Annotated in this window: 14 protein-coding genes; 10 read left to right on the top strand and 4 right to left on the bottom strand. The window is 44.6% G+C overall.

The annotated features are described in order from the left end of the window. The first annotated feature begins 5 nt into the window (after window positions 1-5). From ispG to ACVBIO_RS03200, 6 genes are all read left to right on the top strand, one after another. Window positions 6-1121 (top strand): flavodoxin-dependent (E)-4-hydroxy-3-methylbut-2-enyl-diphosphate synthase, encoded by a 1116-nt coding sequence (ispG, locus tag ACVBIO_RS03225; protein ID WP_447163832.1) that lies wholly within the window; start codon window positions 6-8, stop codon window positions 1119-1121. A gap of 137 nt (window positions 1122-1258) precedes the next feature. Further along, entirely contained in the window at window positions 1259-2533 is a 1275-nt protein-coding gene (hisS, locus tag ACVBIO_RS03220) for a histidine--tRNA ligase (RefSeq protein ID WP_447161189.1), read from the top strand. Between the two features lie 14 nt (window positions 2534-2547). Continuing rightward, window positions 2548-3168: a YfgM family protein gene (locus tag ACVBIO_RS03215; protein WP_447161190.1), complete on the top strand. Its 621-nt coding sequence runs from the start codon at window positions 2548-2550 to the stop codon at window positions 3166-3168. Between the two features lie 11 nt (window positions 3169-3179). Next, entirely contained in the window at window positions 3180-4367 is a 1188-nt protein-coding gene (gene bamB, locus ACVBIO_RS03210) for an outer membrane protein assembly factor BamB (protein ID WP_447161191.1), read from the top strand. An 85-nt stretch (window positions 4368-4452) separates the two neighbouring features. Then, on the top strand, window positions 4453-5925 hold the full coding sequence (gene der / locus ACVBIO_RS03205) for a ribosome biogenesis GTPase Der (RefSeq protein WP_447161192.1): 1473 nt from the start codon (window positions 4453-4455) through the stop codon (window positions 5923-5925). A gap of 432 nt (window positions 5926-6357) precedes the next feature. After that, the gene (locus ACVBIO_RS03200) at window positions 6358-7344 is read left to right on the top strand and encodes a helix-turn-helix domain-containing protein (protein WP_447171938.1); all 987 of its coding nucleotides are present in this window, start codon (window positions 6358-6360) and stop codon (window positions 7342-7344) included. Between the two features lie 12 nt (window positions 7345-7356). Here the strand turns inward: ACVBIO_RS03200 and ACVBIO_RS03195 are convergent, their stop codons facing one another. Further along, the gene (locus tag ACVBIO_RS03195; protein ID WP_447161194.1) at window positions 7357-8250 is read right to left on the bottom strand and encodes a hypothetical protein; all 894 of its coding nucleotides are present in this window, start codon (window positions 8248-8250) and stop codon (window positions 7357-7359) included. Between the two features lie 561 nt (window positions 8251-8811). Then, window positions 8812-10149 carry an exodeoxyribonuclease VII large subunit gene (xseA, locus tag ACVBIO_RS03190; RefSeq protein ID WP_447171937.1) on the bottom strand — a complete coding sequence of 446 codons (1338 nt, stop codon included), beginning with the start codon at window positions 10147-10149 and terminating at the stop codon, window positions 8812-8814. Window positions 10150-10269: 120 nt separating this feature from the next. Here xseA and guaB point away from each other — a divergent pair, with 120 nt between their 5' ends. The 4 genes from guaB to tadA all read left to right on the top strand — a co-directional run bounded on the left by guaB (window position 10270) and on the right by tadA (window position 16313). Continuing rightward, window positions 10270-11742, top strand: coding sequence for an IMP dehydrogenase (gene guaB, locus ACVBIO_RS03185; RefSeq protein WP_447163900.1), 1473 nt, complete (start codon window positions 10270-10272; stop codon window positions 11740-11742). A 121-nt stretch (window positions 11743-11863) separates the two neighbouring features. After that, window positions 11864-13441: a glutamine-hydrolyzing GMP synthase gene (guaA, locus tag ACVBIO_RS03180; RefSeq protein ID WP_447163901.1), complete on the top strand. Its 1578-nt coding sequence runs from the start codon at window positions 11864-11866 to the stop codon at window positions 13439-13441. A gap of 162 nt (window positions 13442-13603) precedes the next feature. After that, on the top strand, window positions 13604-15541 hold the full coding sequence (locus tag ACVBIO_RS03175; protein WP_447163902.1) for an acyltransferase family protein: 1938 nt from the start codon (window positions 13604-13606) through the stop codon (window positions 15539-15541). A gap of 250 nt (window positions 15542-15791) precedes the next feature. Next, entirely contained in the window at window positions 15792-16313 is a 522-nt protein-coding gene (tadA, locus tag ACVBIO_RS03170; RefSeq protein WP_447171936.1) for a tRNA adenosine(34) deaminase TadA, read from the top strand. Here tadA and ACVBIO_RS03165 read toward each other — a convergent pair. Together ACVBIO_RS03165 and mltF are read right to left on the bottom strand one after the other, a co-directional pair. Next, entirely contained in the window at window positions 16303-16440 is a 138-nt protein-coding gene (locus tag ACVBIO_RS03165) for a hypothetical protein (protein ID WP_447161200.1), read from the bottom strand. The two genes, tadA and ACVBIO_RS03165, sit on opposite strands and share 11 nt — an antisense overlap. Window positions 16441-16835: 395 nt before the next feature. Continuing rightward, the gene (mltF, locus tag ACVBIO_RS03160; protein WP_447171935.1) at window positions 16836-18263 is read right to left on the bottom strand and encodes a membrane-bound lytic murein transglycosylase MltF; all 1428 of its coding nucleotides are present in this window, start codon (window positions 18261-18263) and stop codon (window positions 16836-16838) included. Window positions 18264-18339: the final 76 nt, after the last annotated feature.

Genomic DNA, 18339 nt, shown 5'->3' with positions numbered 1-18339 from the left:
AGACGATGTATAACGAATCTCCTATTATCAGACGCAAATCAAGCCGCATCTATGTTGGTAACGTTCCTATTGGTGATGGCGCGCCTATTGCGGTGCAGTCAATGACCAATACGCGCACAACTGATGTTGCTGCGACCGTTGCACAAATTCGAGCGTTAGAGAATGTCGGTGCTGACATTGTTCGCGTTTCCGTACCAACAATGGACGCAGCTGAAGCGTTTAAGCTGATCAAACAGCAAACCACAGTTCCTCTGGTTGCCGATATCCATTTTGACTACCGTATCGCGCTTAAAGTGGCAGAGTACGGTGTAGATTGCCTGCGGATCAATCCTGGTAATATCGGTAACGAAGAGCGTATTCGCAGTGTCGTTGAATGCGCACGTGATAAAAATATTCCGATTCGAATTGGTGTCAATGGTGGTTCATTAGAGAAAGATCTAATGGATAAGTATAAAGAGCCAACACCAGAAGCCCTGCTCGAATCAGCAATGCGCCATGTGGATATTCTAGACCGTTTAAACTTCGATCAGTTTAAGGTCAGTGTAAAAGCCTCAGACGTATTTTTAGCGGTTGAGTCTTACCGTTTGTTGGCTAAACAAATCATTCAGCCACTGCACCTTGGTATCACCGAAGCGGGTGGCGCTCGTGCGGGTTCAGTCAAGTCTGCGGTTGGTCTTGGTATGTTGCTTGCTGACGGTATCGGTGACACGCTACGTATTTCACTGGCAGCCGATCCGGTAGAAGAGATCAAAGTCGGTTTCGATATTCTAAAGTCACTGCGTATTCGCTCACGCGGGATTAACTTTATTGCTTGTCCGTCATGCTCTCGCCAAGAGTTTGATGTGATTTCAACGGTTAATGAGCTTGAGCAACGACTTGAAGACATCGTCACGCCAATGGATGTATCGATTATTGGCTGTGTGGTCAATGGACCGGGTGAAGCGCTAGTGTCAGATATTGGTTTGACTGGTGGTAACCGCATGAGTGGTTATTTTGATGATGGTGTGCGCCAAAAAGAGCGTTTTGACAACAATAATATTGTTGATTCGCTAGAAGCAAAAATCCGCGCCAAAGCGGCAATAATTGCAGGTCGTATCCCAGCACAAGATTTAAATAAGTAAGTACAGATTAATCACAAGCCCGCTATCATGGCTTGTGATTTTTTATGGGTGAATGCACCTGTTGTACGTTTAGTCTCGAAACGCCTATAATGCGAGGCGTTTTTTAATTTTATATAGCAAATTTGACGAGTCGAATAGTGGCAAAACAGATCCAAGCGATTCGCGGAATGAATGACATTCTGCCTACTCAAAGTCCTTTATGGCAAAAACTTGAAACCGTATTACGTGAAACAGTGGGTTCATACGGTTACAGCGAAATTCGTACTCCTATCGTTGAAAGTACAGATCTCTTTAAGCGCTCTATCGGTGAAGTGACTGATATCGTTGAAAAAGAGATGTATACCTTTGAAGATAGAAACGGTGACAGCTTAACGCTGCGTCCAGAAGGCACAGCCTCAACCGTTCGCGCAGGTAATGAGCACGGTTTGCTATACAACCAAGAGCAGCGTCTTTGGTACATGGGCCCAATGTTCCGCCACGAACGCCCACAAAAAGGCCGTTACCGTCAATTCCACCAGTTTGGTGTAGAAGTATACGGGATCCCAACGGCAGACATTGATGCTGAAGTATTGATGCTATCTGCCAAGCTATGGGAAAAACTCGGTATTACCGAACATGTGACCTTAGAGCTAAACACTTTAGGTGATGTTGAAGAGCGCGCCGCTTACCGTGATGCTTTGATTGCTTTCTTAGAGCAACACAAAGAGGTGTTGGATGAAGATAGCCAGCGCCGCATGTACAGCAACCCATTACGTGTACTTGACTCTAAAAATGCTGATGTACAGGCGCTTTTAGCCGATGCACCAGTGTTAATGGATTACTTTGGTGAAGACACTCGTTCACATTTTTCACATTTATGTGAACTCTTAGAGGCTGTCGGCATCCAATACACGATCAATCCTCGCCTAGTGCGCGGTTTAGATTATTATAATCGCACAGTTTTTGAGTGGGTCACATCAAGCTTAGGTTCACAAGGCACAGTATTAGCCGGTGGACGTTACGACGGGCTTGTGGGTCAGCTTGGCGGTAAACCAACACCAGCCGTTGGTTTTGCAATGGGCCTAGAGCGCATCGTCTTACTGCTAGAGACACTTGAACTAGACAAGGACATTGGTCCAAGCGTCGACGTTTACGTGACAGCAATGGGTGACAACTGCCGCGTTGAAGCGATTAAGATCGCTCAAGAGCTAAGAGCTGGCTTGCCAAATGCTAAAGTGATGAGCCACTGTGGTGGCGGTAACTTTAAGAAGCAAATGAAGCGAGCCGATAAGAGCGGTGCAACAGTAGCGCTAGTGATTGGTGAAGATGAGCTTGCCAATAACCAAGTTGCAGTGAAGCACCTTCGCGAAGATAAAGCACAAGAATTGGTTGCCCGTGATGCATTGGCGACTTATATTGCAGAACTGATTTAAAAGGGGAAGACTAAGTGGAAATCTATAGCACAGAAGAGCAACAAGTAGATGCTATCAAACAGTTCTGGAAAGATTACGGCACATCAGTAGTTGTAGGCGCCGTTGTCGGTTTAGGTGGACTATTCGGTTGGAACTATTATTCTGACTACCAATTGGCTCAAGCTGAAGCAGCGTCTGAGTCATTCCAAGCGTTAAGTATTCAAAATAGCGAAGATGCTGCTATGTTAGTCGCTGCAGAAAACTTTGCTAAAGCGCACGGTCAAAAAGGTTATCAATCTCTGCTTGAGCTATTGGTGGCCAAGTCTGCCGTTGAAGCTGGTGATTTAGAAAAAGCAGAAACGACGCTAAAGACTGTGATTGCAACCAATGTTGATAACAGCATTGTGCTTATTGCAACCCTGCGTTTAGCGCGTGTACAAGCTGAACAAGGTCAATACGCGACAGCAATTGCTACGCTTGATCAAATTACCGATCCAGCATCAAAGGCTCAAAGAGATGAGCTAAAAGGTGATTTCTTAGTACGCCAAGGTGATACAGAAAAGGCAAAGATTGCCTATCAAACTGCGGTAGAGAATGGTGGCACAATGACAAGTCCAACATTACAAATGAAGCTTGATAATCTGAACAAGGCATAAGGAATCTGCCCATGAAGTCTTGGTGCAAAACACTGCTCGCATGTGGCATGAGCATAGGTATGTTGTCTGCCTGTTCATCTAGTGATGTAGAAGAAGAGCCGATCTCACCACTTAGCGAGATTGAAGCTAGCGTGTTTCCAGAAGTTAGCTGGAGTGCGAATGTGGGGGCAGGGGTAGGCGATTATTATTCACGTCTACGTCCGGCGGCTCGTTATGACAAACTGTTTGTTGCAGACCGTTACGGTAAAGTCGAAGCATTTGACGAAGTTACCGGTGAGCGTATTTGGCAAAATGACTTTAGCTCTGCGTTCAGAGATAATGCCTTGGCTAAAAACAAAGGCGCACGTCTAGCCGGTGGTGTAACAGCAGCACGTAACAAGATATTTGTGGGCGGAGAAAGTGGCCTGCTAGCGGCATTTGATGAAGCGACTGGTGAGGCCGTTTGGCATGTAATCGCCGGTGGCGAACTATTATCAGCGCCGACAGTTGGCGAAGATGTTGTTGTGGTTAACACTGGCGCAGGCACATTAGAAGCGTTTGACGTGGATGATGGTACGCAAAAGTGGGTGTATGAGAATCAACTACCGACCTTGACCCTACGTGGTACAGGCTCTGCTTCATATGACGCAGGTGGATTCTTTGTTGGCACCGCCGACGGTAAAATTGCCGTCGTCATTAAAAATAATGGTCAAGCGGCTTGGGAACAAGCTATCTATACGCCAGCGGGAGGCAATGAATTCTCGCGTATGGCCGATATAGATATGAAACCGTTATTAGTGGGCGAAAACCTTTATGCGGTTAGTTATAATGGCAACTTGGTTTCAATGGAAATGCGAACGGGTCGCGTGGTTTGGTCACGTAGCTATTCAAGCTTCCATGAACTCGCTTACTCGGGCGCAAGCCTATTTGTGGTCGACGATCACAGCCGTATTTATTCTGTTGATAGACGAAATGGTCTAGAGTTATGGAATAATGCAGAACTTGCTAACCGTAGTTTAACCGCGCCAGTCGTGTTTAAAGATTATGTGGTAGTCGGTGATTTTGAAGGTTATCTTCATTTTTTAAACAGGTCTGACGGTCAAATTGTTGGACGTGTAGAAGTTGATAGCTCTGGTTTATACAGTCAGCCATTGGTGGTTAATGACAACCTATATGTGCAGACTCGTGGTGGAAAAGTGGTTCGAGTAACACTTCCGTAAGCCAAGTCGTTAGAGATGATAAGGCCCCTGGATGTGTATCTGGGGGCTTTTTAGTTATTAGAAATAGAGTAATAGAGGCAATAAAATGATTCCTGTTGTGGCCCTTGTAGGGCGACCAAACGTTGGTAAGTCGACCCTTTTTAACCGACTTACCCGTACCAGAGATGCGCTTGTCGCTGACTTTCCTGGGCTAACTCGGGATCGTAAATACGGCCGAGCACATCTTGCAGGTTATGAGTTCATCGTGGTCGATACTGGCGGTATTGATGGCACTGAAGAAGGGATTGAAACTCGCATGGCCGAGCAATCTCTTGCTGCGATTGAAGAAGCAGATGTGGTGTTGTTTTTGACCGATGCGCGCGCTGGCTTAACTGCTGCCGATCTAGCGATTGCTCAACATTTACGTAGCCGTGAAAAAACCACCTTTGTTGTTGCCAACAAAGTAGATGGTATCGATGCTGATTCTGCTTGTGCTGAGTTTTGGTCATTGGGTCTGGGTGAAGTTTACCAGATGGCAGCGGCTCAGGGCCGTGGCGTAACCAACATGATTGAGTACTCGTTAGCACCCTATGCTGAAGCGATGGGTATCGTTAAGCAAGAAGACGGTGATGATGACGAAGAAGAGCGTGAGTACACCGAAGAAGAAGCTGAAGCAGAGCAGAAACGTCTGCAAGACCTGCCAATCAAGCTTGCGATTATCGGTAAGCCTAACGTGGGTAAATCAACGCTAACAAACCGTATCTTGGGTGAAGAGCGCGTTGTTGTTTATGACGAGCCTGGCACCACGCGTGACAGTATTTACATTCCTATGGAGCGTCAAGGTCGTGAATACGTATTGATTGACACTGCAGGTGTTCGTCGTCGCGCTAAGGTACATGAAACGGTTGAGAAATTCTCAGTTATTAAAACCCTAAAAGCGGTTGAAGACAGTAACGTCGTGTTATTGGTTATTGACGCCCGTGAAGGTATTGCTGAGCAAGACTTAGGTCTATTAGGTTTCATTCTAAACGCAGGTCGTGCATTAGTGATTGCCGTCAACAAGTGGGACGGAATCGATCAGAATGTTAAAGACCACGTGAAGAAAGAACTTGATCGCCGTTTAGGTTTTATCGATTTTGCTCGTATTCACTTTATCTCTGCACTTCACGGTACAGGTGTGGGTCACTTGTTTGAATCAATCGAAGAAGCTTATGACAGTGCTACGCGCCGCGTCAGTACGTCAATGCTGACTCGCATCATGCAGATGTCACAAGACGATCACCAGCCACCATTGGTGAATGGTCGCCGCGTTAAGCTCAAATACGCTCACGCCGGTGGTTACAACCCACCAATCGTGGTTGTACACGGTAACCAGGTTAAGAAGCTTCCAGACTCTTACAAGCGTTACATGATGAACTACTTCCGTCGTTCATTAAAAGTGGTTGGTACGCCAATCCAGTTACGTTTCCAGGAAGGTGGCAACCCATTTGAGGGCATGAACACCAAGAAGCTAACCGTGAGCCAAGAGCGTCGCCGTAAGCGTATGGTGGGTCATATTCGCGATAAGAATAAAGATTAACGCTTTTTCTTGTTTGAAATAGTCGAAAGACTTTTAAAAGGAACCCTAGGGTTCCTTTTTTGTTATCTAGGATTTGGTGTTTTAGGTTGGTGTTTTACGGAGTTGCTTTATAGGAGGGATCGGGTATTTGCAGCTAGGATCAATCAAACTGAGACTGGATTCGGGCCAAGGTTACGGGTGAATAAGGATCTGTTGAGCTAAATTAAATGGAGTTGATACTGGTGTATAAGCTATTAACATCCAAAAATGTGAGACTACCTATAACTTGCGACTTAGCACTAAAATCGCTAGCTTGGATGCTAAAAAACCAAACGCAACTCGATCATTGCTGAGATGCAACCGCTGGTTGACAAAATGCTAGCTGAACTTGGTAGTGTGCAACTATCTGATTTTATAGGCTTACGGCTAAACAACAGACGAAGGAACGGAACAATGATATTAGCAGATAAAATAATCAGATTAAGGAAGCAGTTTGGCTGGTCACAGGAAGAGTTAGCCGAAAAGATGAATATCTCAAGGCAGTCAGTGTCTAAGTGGGAAAGCGCCAATAGCATCCCAGACTTAAATCGTATTATAAAACTGGCGGAGACCTTTGAGGTCTCAACTGACTATCTATTAAAGGATGGTAATGAGGTTATTGAGACTCAAGATAAGACACATCATCTGACTCAAATTCCCCTTGAGCAAGCAGTTGCGTATGTGGATAGAAAGGTTGAGGAGTCAGAGGTCGTGACTAAAGGTGTCGCACTTTGTGTGTGCTCAGTTGTGCCGCTATTTTTCGTTTTAGCCATGGCGGAAACCAATCGATTGGGAATGACGGGAGATGGTGCAGCGGCGATGGGCGTGATCGGTATTTTAATTATGGTATCGATAGCGGTTAGCTTTTTTATAAAGACCAATCAATATGAGTCTGATTTTGCTGTTATTGATAAGGAGCCATTTGAATTAGCCTATGGCGTTCACAGCGTGATAAATGAAAAGCTGCAACAATTCAGACCCAAATACAATCGACGATTATCTGTAGCCATATTCCTGTTTATATTCAGCTTTGTGCCTTTGATGACGGTAAGCTTGTTCTTTAATGGCACCGATATAGTGCTAATGATGCTCATTGTCATGATGTTAATGATCACAACAGGCATATACCTACTGTCAGCTGTTAGCGCGAGATATACAGCCTACAATAATATTTTGAAAGACAGTGGTATAAGAACGGAGAAAAGTAAACGCACCCAAAAGGCTGAAAAGCTGGCAGCATTCTACTGGCCATTATTGATTACCATCTACTTAGGGTGGAGCTTATGGACGATGAACTGGGGCGAGACTTGGATTATTTGGCCTGTAGGCGCCGTGCTGTTTATCGCCTTAGTTGGCCTAATGGAGTTACTAGATGAAGATGACATGCGCAGTGCAGATTGATATCGATTATCTTTACATAGCAGTAAAGTGGTTGATGATATCTATCAGATGCGACTTCTGTTCTAAAGATACACCATCTAGATAAAATAAGTAGCAGCTTGATTCTGCCAGCGTTATTTGGTGTAAGTTACTTTGTGATCCTGTTAATAACTTAAAGCTGGCAGCTTCAAAAGTATGGTGAAGTGCTTGTTTATCATTATTCTTATAGATTAATGGCCTGTCTGCACTGTCTTCGAATATCCAGTGGCACTGCTCATCTAGATTGGCTAACAGTCGTATTAAAACAGCGTTTGGTATTTCTTGCTTAATACGTAGTATTGAAGCTAAAGCAATAAGGTTATGCCCCCAGAAACCAGGTTGTTTTAGTGCGCTTGTTAGTACTGTTTGCACATCAATATTCTTCGGTTTAGTGTAATCAGTTGCTACTGGATAGGATTGGTGGTTATTGCCGTAAAATGTGGCTGTAACGAACTCACAGAAGCGCTCAATGAATCGAAGCTTTTGTTGTTCAGTGTTGATTAACCTCCAAGCTTGCTTAAAAGCTATCAGTACTGAAATATTGTGGCTGAGATACTCATTTTGCTGTGCACATTGTTCGAAATAATAGGTAAAAATTTCACTAGCATCGCTTTGATTAAACCAGTCTTGCATGGTGAAGTAGGCGTAGGGATAGATAGCATGAGCTAAAACCCAGTGACGTCTTTGCTCTATAGGCTTGAAGGGCATGGAATCGGATTGGATAATGGCTAAATTAAAAGCGGGTTCTTCTAGCTCTATTAACTTTTCTATTTTTAACCAGTCATTAGCTGGCCAATCATATTGAGCCTTCAATGATTTTATTGCGAGGTAGCATTTCAGTGCGTGCTGCTGGTGTATTGCAGCAATTCTTGTCAGTATTTCATCCATGTTTGCCTATTCCTTTTTAGCTACTTTATTACCATTGTTGCTAGGTTACCCTAAATCTTGCAGTCGTCTAGCGCAATGTCTTTAGTGACTAATTCACTTGGTATAAAAAGAAGTAATTAACTCTACCCAGTAATTATTATCTAGTTTTATCTTTGGACATACTTCTGGTTGTACCAAATTAGGCATCAAATATAGAAAACACCAATTCCCCATCGGAGTTGCAGAACTCATAGAGAAAATCGCGTGAGCGAGGCAGGGATGCTGAGGTAGCTTTAGTAGAGCCACAGATGGCGATTCTGAAGCGATAGCGATTTTCGAAGATGAGTGCCCGTATCTAATGCATGTAACTCCGTCGGGGCGTCATGGTGGATGCAAGGGCGAAGTCCATGAATATTGACTCTTTGAACGAGAGCCAAGGACGGCGAGCTGGCCGTTGAACAATGATGTTCTTGATAAGGACGAACAGTCCTCCTTACTCGGATGTGGGCGAAGCGCCACCACGTTAATTTTCAAACGAAGTTTGAATCGCTATCCTTCAAGCGGAGCTTAACCCCTGGGTTATTAACCTACCTCAACCACAGTTGAAGTCACACTACCATCTCGCAGGCGCGTAGTTAGCGTGTCACCAATACGGGTATCACTCGGTGATTGCACCACTTTACCTTCACCGGTTAAGGTTATGCTGTAACCACGACTTAATGTGGCTAATGGGCTCACAGTGTCTAACTGCTGCGCTCGATGGGCGAGACGCTGCTCACTCATCTTTAACTTATCAATCATGGCGTTATTTAACTTAGCGCTCAGATAACTTAAACGCTGGGTTTCAAGGTCAAGTCGATGTTGTGGTGACTGATTCGTTAAGCGATTACTTAAGTTCTGCTGCTTTAAGGTATAAGCATGTAACTTGGTTTGCATCGCTTGCTGTAAGCGTAACTGCATTTCATCGAAGCTTTGCTCATACATCTGTAGGCGGCGCTGCGGATCTTGCTTTTGCAGGCGGTGCTCGGTTGACTGTAGCTGGCTTTGCTTTTTTAACTGGTAATGCTGCCAAGCCTGCTTTAGGCGTGAAAGCTGTGATAACAGTTTTTGCGCTTTGTTGTCGGCATCTTTTGATAATAGCTCGGCACCAGCAGAAGGCGTTGGCGCGCGCAGATCGGCCACATAATCACTGATGGTCATATCCACTTCATGGCCAACAGCTGATACCACCGGAAGACCACTGTTATAAATAGTGTGGGCTAAACCTTCGTCATTAAAGCTCCATAAATCCTCGAGTGAGCCACCACCGCGAGTCACCAGTAAAACGTCTACCTCGCTGCGGGCATTAGCCAGATTAATGGCATCGCAAATACTTTTTGCGGCGTCAGTGCCTTGTACAGGAGTGGGGTAGATGATGACTTCAATTGATGAGTCTCGGCGCGCTAAAACATGCAAAATATCGCGAATCGCAGCGCCAGTAGGCGAAGTGATTACTCCGATTTTTTGAATGTTTTCAGGCAGTGGGCGTTTGGTGTCGCTGGCAAATAAGCCCTCGGCGGCGAGCTTCATCTTTAATGCTTCATATTGCTGCGCAAGCAGGCCATCACCTGCAGGCAGCATAGATTCAATTAGCAGTTGGTAGTCACCGCGAGGCTCATACACACTGATATTGCCTTTTACTAAAACTTGTTGGCCGTTCGCTGGGCGAAAGGTCACGGCTTGGTTACGGCCTTTAAACATGGCGCAGCGAATTTGTGAAAAATTATCTTTGAGGGTTAAATACCAGTGGCCAGAGCCCGGCGCTGCAAAGTTTGAAATTTCAGCATTTAGCCAAATTCGGCCAAGCTGCCCCTCTAAAAGTTGTCTAACTTCGCCGTTGAGGCGAGAGACGGTATAAACATCGTTTTTTGGGCTTTTCATAATTTTTTTACACACAAATGCGAATTAGTGTCTATTTTCCATTTACCAACCCATATATGCAAGGTATAATCTCGCCGCAATATTTCACCTCTAATTCCTACTCTCTTGGGGAGATGTTGCATGTTAAGATTGAAAAAAGAAGCGTTAACTTTTGATGATGTGTTGCTGGTTCCAGCGCACTCTACCGTCCTCCCAAATACTGCTGTGTTAAAAACACGCCTGACGAATAAGATTGAGTTGAATACTCCAATCGTGTCTGCTGCTATGGATACCGTTACCGAAGCTCGTTTAGCGATTGCGATTGCGCAAGAAGGTGGCTTAGGTTTTATTCATAAAAACATGACGATTGAGCAACAAGCTGAAGAAGTTCGCAAAGTAAAAATTTACGAAGCGGGCATCGTTCAGCAGCCTGTAACCGTGACCCCTACAACGACGTTAGCCGAGCTTAAGGCGCTAACTGAGAAAAATGGTTTCGCTGGCTACCCAGTCGTCAACGATGCACACGAATTAGTGGGTATTATTACTGGCCGTGACGTACGTTTTATCACTGACTGGTCACGTACGGTTGATCAAGTGATGACACCTAAAGATCGTCTAGTCACCGTACTAGAAGGGACTAAACTTGATGAAGTTCAAAAGCTAATGCATTCTCACCGCGTTGAGAAAGTGTTGGTTGTTGACGACAACTTCAAGCTTAAAGGTCTTATCACTGTAAAAGACTTCCAAAAAGCAGAGCGTAAGCCAAATGCATGTAAAGACGAGTTAGGTCGCCTGCGTGTTGGTGCTGCTGTTGGCGCAGGCCCTGGTAACGAAGAGCGTGTTGATGCACTTGTACTAGCAGGTGTTGATGTGTTGCTTATTGACTCATCGCACGGGCATTCTGAAGGCGTTTTACAACGTATTCGTGATACTCGCGCTAAATATCCAGATTTACAAATCGTTGGTGGCAACGTAGCGACAGCTGAAGGTGCACTTGCACTGGTTGAAGCCGGTGTTAACGCGGTTAAAGTGGGTATTGGTCCAGGGTCAATCTGTACGACACGTATCGTAACTGGTGTAGGCGTACCGCAAATTACTGCAGTATCTGACGCCGCAGCTGCTGTTAAGCACCTTGATATTCCGGTTATCGCCGATGGCGGTATTCGCTTCTCTGGTGACTTAGCGAAAGCATTAGCAGCGGGCGCATCGTGCATCATGGCAGGCTCTATGTTCGCTGGTACTGATGAAGCACCGGGCGAAACTGAGTTATATAACGGCCGTGCTTATAAGTCATACCGCGGTATGGGCTCACTAGGCGCCATGACACAAACTCAAGGTTCGTCTGACCGTTATTTCCAAAGTGATAACGCAGCAGACAAGCTGGTACCTGAAGGTATTGAAGGTCGCGTAGCTTACAAAGGTAAGTTAAAAGAGATCATTCACCAGCACATGGGCGGTTTACGTTCATGTATGGGCCTAACGGGTTGTGCAACAATTAAAGAACTAAATGAAAAAGCGGAATTTGTGAAGATCACTGCAGCTGGCATGGGCGAGTCTCATGTTCACGATGTAACGATCAGCAAAGAAGCGCCTAACTATAGCACTCGTTCTTAATTCGTATTTTAGATATTAAAGGCGACAGTTGATGTCGCCTTTAAATTAAGCCAAGTAGAAGGTCCGCAGAGCACTCACTGCTTGGTTAGTTAACAATGAAAAAATAGAGATAAGGTACCCCATGAGCAACATTCATGAGCATAAGATCCTCATTTTAGATTTTGGATCGCAATACACTCAGCTAATCGCCCGTCGTATTCGTGAAATCGGTGTGTATTGTGAACTTTGGGCTTGGGATGTTTCTGAAGAGCAAATTCGTGAATTTGCTCCAAACGGCATTATCTTAGCCGGTGGCCCAGAAAGTGTTACCGCTGAGAACTCACCACGCGCTCCAGAATATGTGTTTAACGCTGGCGTTCCTGTTCTAGGGATCTGTTACGGCATGCAAACCATGTCTGAGCAGCTTGGTGGTAAAGTAATTCAAGGCGTTGGCGAAGGTGAATTTGGTTATGCACAAGTAGAAGTGCAAACTGAGTCTTTACTTTTCAAAGCCATTGAAGACGCAGTAAGCGAAACGGGCAAGCCACTACTTGACGTGTGGATGAGCCATGGCGACAAAGTGTCTGCTATCCCAGAAGGTTTTGTTGCTGTTGCTAAAACTGAAACGTGTCCGTTTGCCGCTATGGCCAATGAAGACAAGCAGTTCTACGGCGTTCAGTTCCACCCTGAAGTGACTCACACTCGCCAAGGTAAGCGCATGCTTGAACATTTTGCGCTAGAAATTTGTGCTTGTGCTGCAAACTGGAAACCAGCTTCAATCATTGAAGATGCGATTGAGCGCTTAAAAGCACAGATCGGTGATGACGAAGTTATTCTAGGTCTATCAGGTGGTGTTGATTCATCTGTGGTGGCAATGCTGCTACACCGCGCGATTGGTGACAAGTTAACGTGTGTGTTTGTTGATAACGGCTTACTACGTCTTAACGAAGCTGAGCAAGTGATGGAGATGTTTGGTGACCACTTTGGTTTAAACATCATTCACGTTGACGCTGAAAACCGTTTCTTAGATGCGATGGCTGGCGAAGCGGAACCTGAAGCTAAGCGTAAGATCATTGGCCGCGTATTTGTTGAGATCTTCGACGAAGAATCTAAGAAATGCGTTAATGCTAAATGGCTTGCTCAAGGCACTATCTACCCAGACGTGATTGAGTCTGCTGGTAGCGTAACGGGTAAAGCGCATTGCATTAAGTCTCACCATAACGTTGGCGGTTTGCCAGATGATATGGAAATGGGTCTGGTTGAGCCACTGCGTGAACTGTTTAAAGATGAAGTACGTAAGATTGGTCTAGAATTAGGCCTGCCATACAATATGCTTTATCGTCACCCGTTCCCAGGACCTGGTCTTGGTGTGCGCGTACTAGGCGAAGTGAAGAAAGAATACTGTGACTTGCTACGTTTAGCCGATGCGATTTTCATCGAAGAGCTACACAAAGCTGACCTGTATAACAAAGTTAGCCAAGCATTTACTGTGTTCTTACCAGTGCGTTCAGTTGGCGTAATGGGCGATGGCCGTAAGTATGATTGGGTTGTATCGCTTCGTGCGGTAGAAACTATCGACTTTATGACGGCGCATTGGGCACATCTACCTTATGATTTCCTAGGTCGTGTATCTAACCGCATCATTAACGAAGTCGACGGTATTTCACGTGTGGTTTACGATATTTCTGGTAAGCCACCTGCAACGATTGAATGGGAATAAAGGCTAAGGCCTAACCCTAAAACGTTCAGACTAATACCTATGAGAAAGGCGCGCACATAGCAATATGAGCGCGCTTTTTTATTGGGCATTATTTGTCTAAAGTTAGTCACGCTTCTAATATAAATAATAAAGGGACTTATATGTATTAAAAGGAGTTTGCCTATGCGCTATAGAGCTGAAGTAGATGGATTAAGAGCGTTAGCGGTGATCCCCGTTATTTTGTTTCATGCAGGCTTTAGCGCGTTGAGTGGTGGCTTTGTTGGGGTAGACGTGTTTTTTGTGATCAGTGGTTACTTGATCACCAGCATTATTTTAACTGAACTTGAATCTAATCGATTTAGTATTATTAATTTCTATGAACGCCGGGCGAGAAGGATCTTACCGGTACTCTTCTTCGTGATCTTAGTGTGTATTCCTTTTGCCTGGCTTTGGTTAATGCCGCTGGATCTTAAGGACTTCTTTCAAAGCATTATTGCCGTTGCAACGTTTTCATCTAATATCCTTTTTTGGCTAGAAAGTGATTACTTTGACACAGCTGCTGAGCTCAAGCCTTTGCTGCACACATGGAGTTTGGCGGTTGAGGAGCAGTACTATATCTTTTTCCCGCTGCTGCTAATGTTCCTATGGGGGAGAGGAAAACGGGTTATTCTTGGGGCTTTGGCGATTATTTTCCTGCTGAGTTTATCGTTAGCCCAGTGGGCTGCTTACAATGCACCAACAGCGAATTTTTACTTGTTACCGACCCGAGGTTGGGAGTTATTAATTGGCGTTTTCGCGGCTTTTTTCTTAAATCAGCAGCAGGAGCTCCCCCAGTGGATGTCGCCAAAGCTTAATAATTTTGTGAGTCTATTTGGGTTACTGCTGATTTTATTTTCCGTATTGACCTTTGATTCAAGGCTCCCTTTTCCCAGCGTTTATGCTTTAGTTCCCACCGTTGGTACAGTGTTAATTATCGTATTTGCTCAACAAGGGACTTGGGTTCAGCGATTTTTAAGCTACAAGCTTTTTGTTGGTGTCGGCCTGATAAGCTATAGCGCTTATTTATGGCATCAACCAGTGTTTGCATTGGTAAAGTACCGCAGCTTTACCGAACCCTCTCATGAATTGATGCTATCGCTGTGTCTGGGTGTTGTTGTGTTGTCGTATCTGAGCTGGCGTTTTGTCGAGATCCCTTTTAGAAATAAGCAGGCCTTTAGCCGCAAATTCATTTTTGTCAGCGGTGGCGTACTGACTGCGTTGTTTGTGGTTGCGGCAGGTATTGCGGATAGTAAGCATCTCTATAGGTCAAACGAGGCTTATTTGGATCTAATGGTTAAATCTTATCAGCCTGATAACCGAGAGTTGGGGGCAAATAGTTGGGACTATTTACGCGCATTGAGTGGTAACCAAGATTACGGCGTGGATAAGAACCTCTATGACAGAACTCAGTGGTTTGACGCTGATGACGACAGGCAACGATTATTAATTGTTGGTAACTCTCACTCTAAAGATCTATTTAACGTGCTGTCGAGCAGTGAAGCGAGTTTAGCGCAGTTTCAATTAGCTCGCTTTGGCACTGAAATCGGTCATATCGATGAGTCATTTTTTAGTTCGCCTAACTATCGCTTAGCCGATACGATTATGTTGGCCTCACAGTATAAACCGCAGGATTTGCCGCAGATAGAAACGTTAGTGACGCGTTTGATAAAAGATAATAAAAAACCCATTTTAGTAAAAAATATCTATGAATTTGAAGAGTTTGGTCAGCGTACTTATGCCGACTTTCTGTTCCATCTTTTAGTAAAAGATCGTGGGGCTAATAATATTTCAAGCTTAGATATCTCAAAGATTAATCAAAAGCACTTTGAGCAGTTCTCGCACCGAGAGGTTAAGTTGTTTACTCAAGAAGCCAACCACACTCTTACTACGCTTGCAGACAAATACCCTCGCGTGACTCTGTTAGACCGAATGGATTATGTTTGTAATAAACATAAGCAAACTTGCTACGCTATTGATGATGACTACCAGAAGTACTTCTATGACTATGGCCATCATACTGTGGCGGGGGCGATGTTTTTTGGCGAGCGAGTTGATGAGGTAAAGTGGCTAGGCAGTATCTAGTGGCTTATTTGTGCGATTGATGTCACCCATAATATTTTGAGGCTGATATTTTGAGGCTAGTATCTAGAGCTAGTATTTAAATCCTAGTATTAGAGCCTAGTCTCTAGCACCAGAGTGTGATGAAAATTACCGATAGATAACTCGAAGGGTTTAAAGCTTGATATAATCGCGCCTCATGCAATCAAGCTAAGATTTTAAATAGTACGGTTAGCAGTATTTATAGGTTTTAGATAAAGGTTAGGGGCGTAAATTGTCACAAGAGCAGCAAGATATTCATTTCATGAAGATGGCGATGGATATGGCAATAAAGGCGGAAGAGAGAGGCGAAGTACCAGTCGGCGCGGTACTGGTTAAAGACGGTGACGTTGTCAGTGCTGGCTTTAACTTTAGTATCGGTTTGCATGATCCTAGCGCCCATGCCGAAATGCAGTGTTTGCGCCAAGCCGGGCAGATAATGCAGAACTACCGTTTACTCGATACCACCCTGTACGTAACTTTAGAACCCTGTGCCATGTGCGCTGGGGCTATTGTGCATTCAAGAGTGGGTCGATTGGTCTTTGGTGCTAAAGATGAAAAAACCGGCGCTGCTGGTACGGTTATCGATATTGTGCGTCATAGCGCGTTTAATCATCAGGTTGATGTTACATCAGGCGTGCTTGAAACTGAGTGTAGCGAGCAGCTCAGTGCTTTTTTTAGGCGCCGTAGAAAAGAGATCAAAGTGGCCAAGGCGCTAGCCAAACAGCAGTCTTTACAGTCTGATGCTAAGGGTTAAAAAACGCATCTTCTGCGGGTTTAATAAAAACAAAAAACTGCTTTTGTCTATTCAGTACTTTTTGGTGGCGTGTTTTCAATTGACTACGACGACGCGCTGCAACATTGTTAATTGTTCTTTTTCTCATATTTGCCTCACTTACATTGATGCGGTAGACATTTCTTAAATGGGTGTTGTTGATGCTGGCTAATCTTTTATTCACTGTTTAATTGTATTATTAATCTCCCTAAATGAGAGAGATTAAGCAATGTAGCTTATCTTAATTTAGGTTTATCAAGTTGTAGTGTAAAAGTCTACGTGAGTGTTATTAATCTTTGATTAAATGAAGTGTTTGATTGAGTTTAAGCCGATATCTGACTTTTGCTGACGAGTTTTACTGAGCAGGGCTGTTAATTTGTAAAAGGCTGTTTATACGCTCAGGGCTGTCTATTGGCTCATGGCTGTTTATACGCTCAGGGCTGTTTATTGGCTCAAGGCTGTTTATACGCTCAAGGCTGTCTATTGGCTCAAGCCTGCTGCGGCTCAAGGCTGCTGCGGCTGTGAAACGTCAAGCTTAGGCTCTTGAGTTTCGGCTGTTTGGAGGGGCTTTTTCTTGAGCTCAAGTAAGCTATTTTGATTATCAATCCACACTAAGGTGTCGTAATAACGACGAATGCTATCAACATAATGCACCGCCTCATTACCACGGGCATAACCGTAGCGGGTTTGCTTGTAGTACTGACGTTTTTGTAGCAGTGGTAATATGGTTTTTACATCACTCCATGCGCTCGGGTTTAACCCCTGAGCCTGAGCAAGCTTTCTGGCATCCTCAACATGGCCAAGGCCAATATTATAAGAGGCGAGAGCAAACCACATCCTTTGGCTTTCAGGAATCGAATCTGGCAGGCGCTCGAGCATGCTAGTCAGGTATTTCGCCCCCCCTTTAATACTTTGGTATGGGTCGAGTCGGTTTTTAATTCCAACCTGTTTTGCTGTCGGCAAGGTCAGCATCATTAAACCACGTACACCAGTGGGTGAGCGAGCATTAGGGTTCCAGTGCGATTCTTGATAGGCAGTCGCGGCCAATTTACGCCAGTCTATATCGCCAGCATGTTTTTCAAAGGTCGCCTGATATTTGGGTAACTTATTATCAATCGCGCGAATAAAAGCACGAGTATCAACATAATCAAAGCGCTCAACATGGGCAAAGTATTTTTCGTCAAGGTGAGCTAAGGTACCGTCACGCTTCTCTTTATGCCAAAACGCAAGGAGTTCGCTCATCAGCTTGTCACTATTGTTCGCAGGTAACAGCCAAACCACAGGTTGCTTATGCTTAAGAATTAATCCTTCACGCAGTTCTGGCATAAAACGTCTGTTGATATCGAAACTGGTAGAGTCGGCAATCGTATAGGGAATATCACCCGCGGCAATCATCATGAGTAGCTCTTCAGAATCTTTGTCTTTTTCTTGATTCCAGACTAAATCGGGATTGGATTTTTGCAGCTCTGTTAAGGTGTCGACAAAAGACGAGTCAGTCGTCACTGTGATTTTGCCATCAAGATGATTAATGTTTTTTGGCACAGGCGTACCTTGGCGATAGACCAAGACCTGATTAACACGATAAAGCGGTGGGCCAACTCTAAATTGTTCTCGCCTTGCTGGCGTATCTCCAAGACCTGCGGCGATGATATCAATTTCACCACTTCGCATCGCAGCGTATAGCTCACTAATCGTGGCGTAGGGCTGCATCTTTAATTCGAGATTAAGATACTTAGCAAAGCGCTCTGCCATCTCATAATCGTAGCCAGAATCGCCTTGGCCAGAGGTAAAGAAGATCTGTGGACCATATATGGTACCCACATTTAACTCAGTCGGTTCAGGGACAAAGACTGGCTTTTCTTGTTCCACGACAACCTTCTGGCAGGCAGCCAGTAAGGTGATACAGCATAGAATAAGTAACAGTCTTTTCATGGGTTATTTTTGTTAGCGCTTAACTTAAATTATAAGGAATATAAAGAAATAGCCGTCGATTATAACACATTCTTGG

The organism is Shewanella sp. 0m-8, from assembly GCF_052977265.1.
The sequence above is the reverse complement of the archived record's forward strand: the minus strand, read 5'-3'. Positions and strand labels throughout refer to the sequence as shown.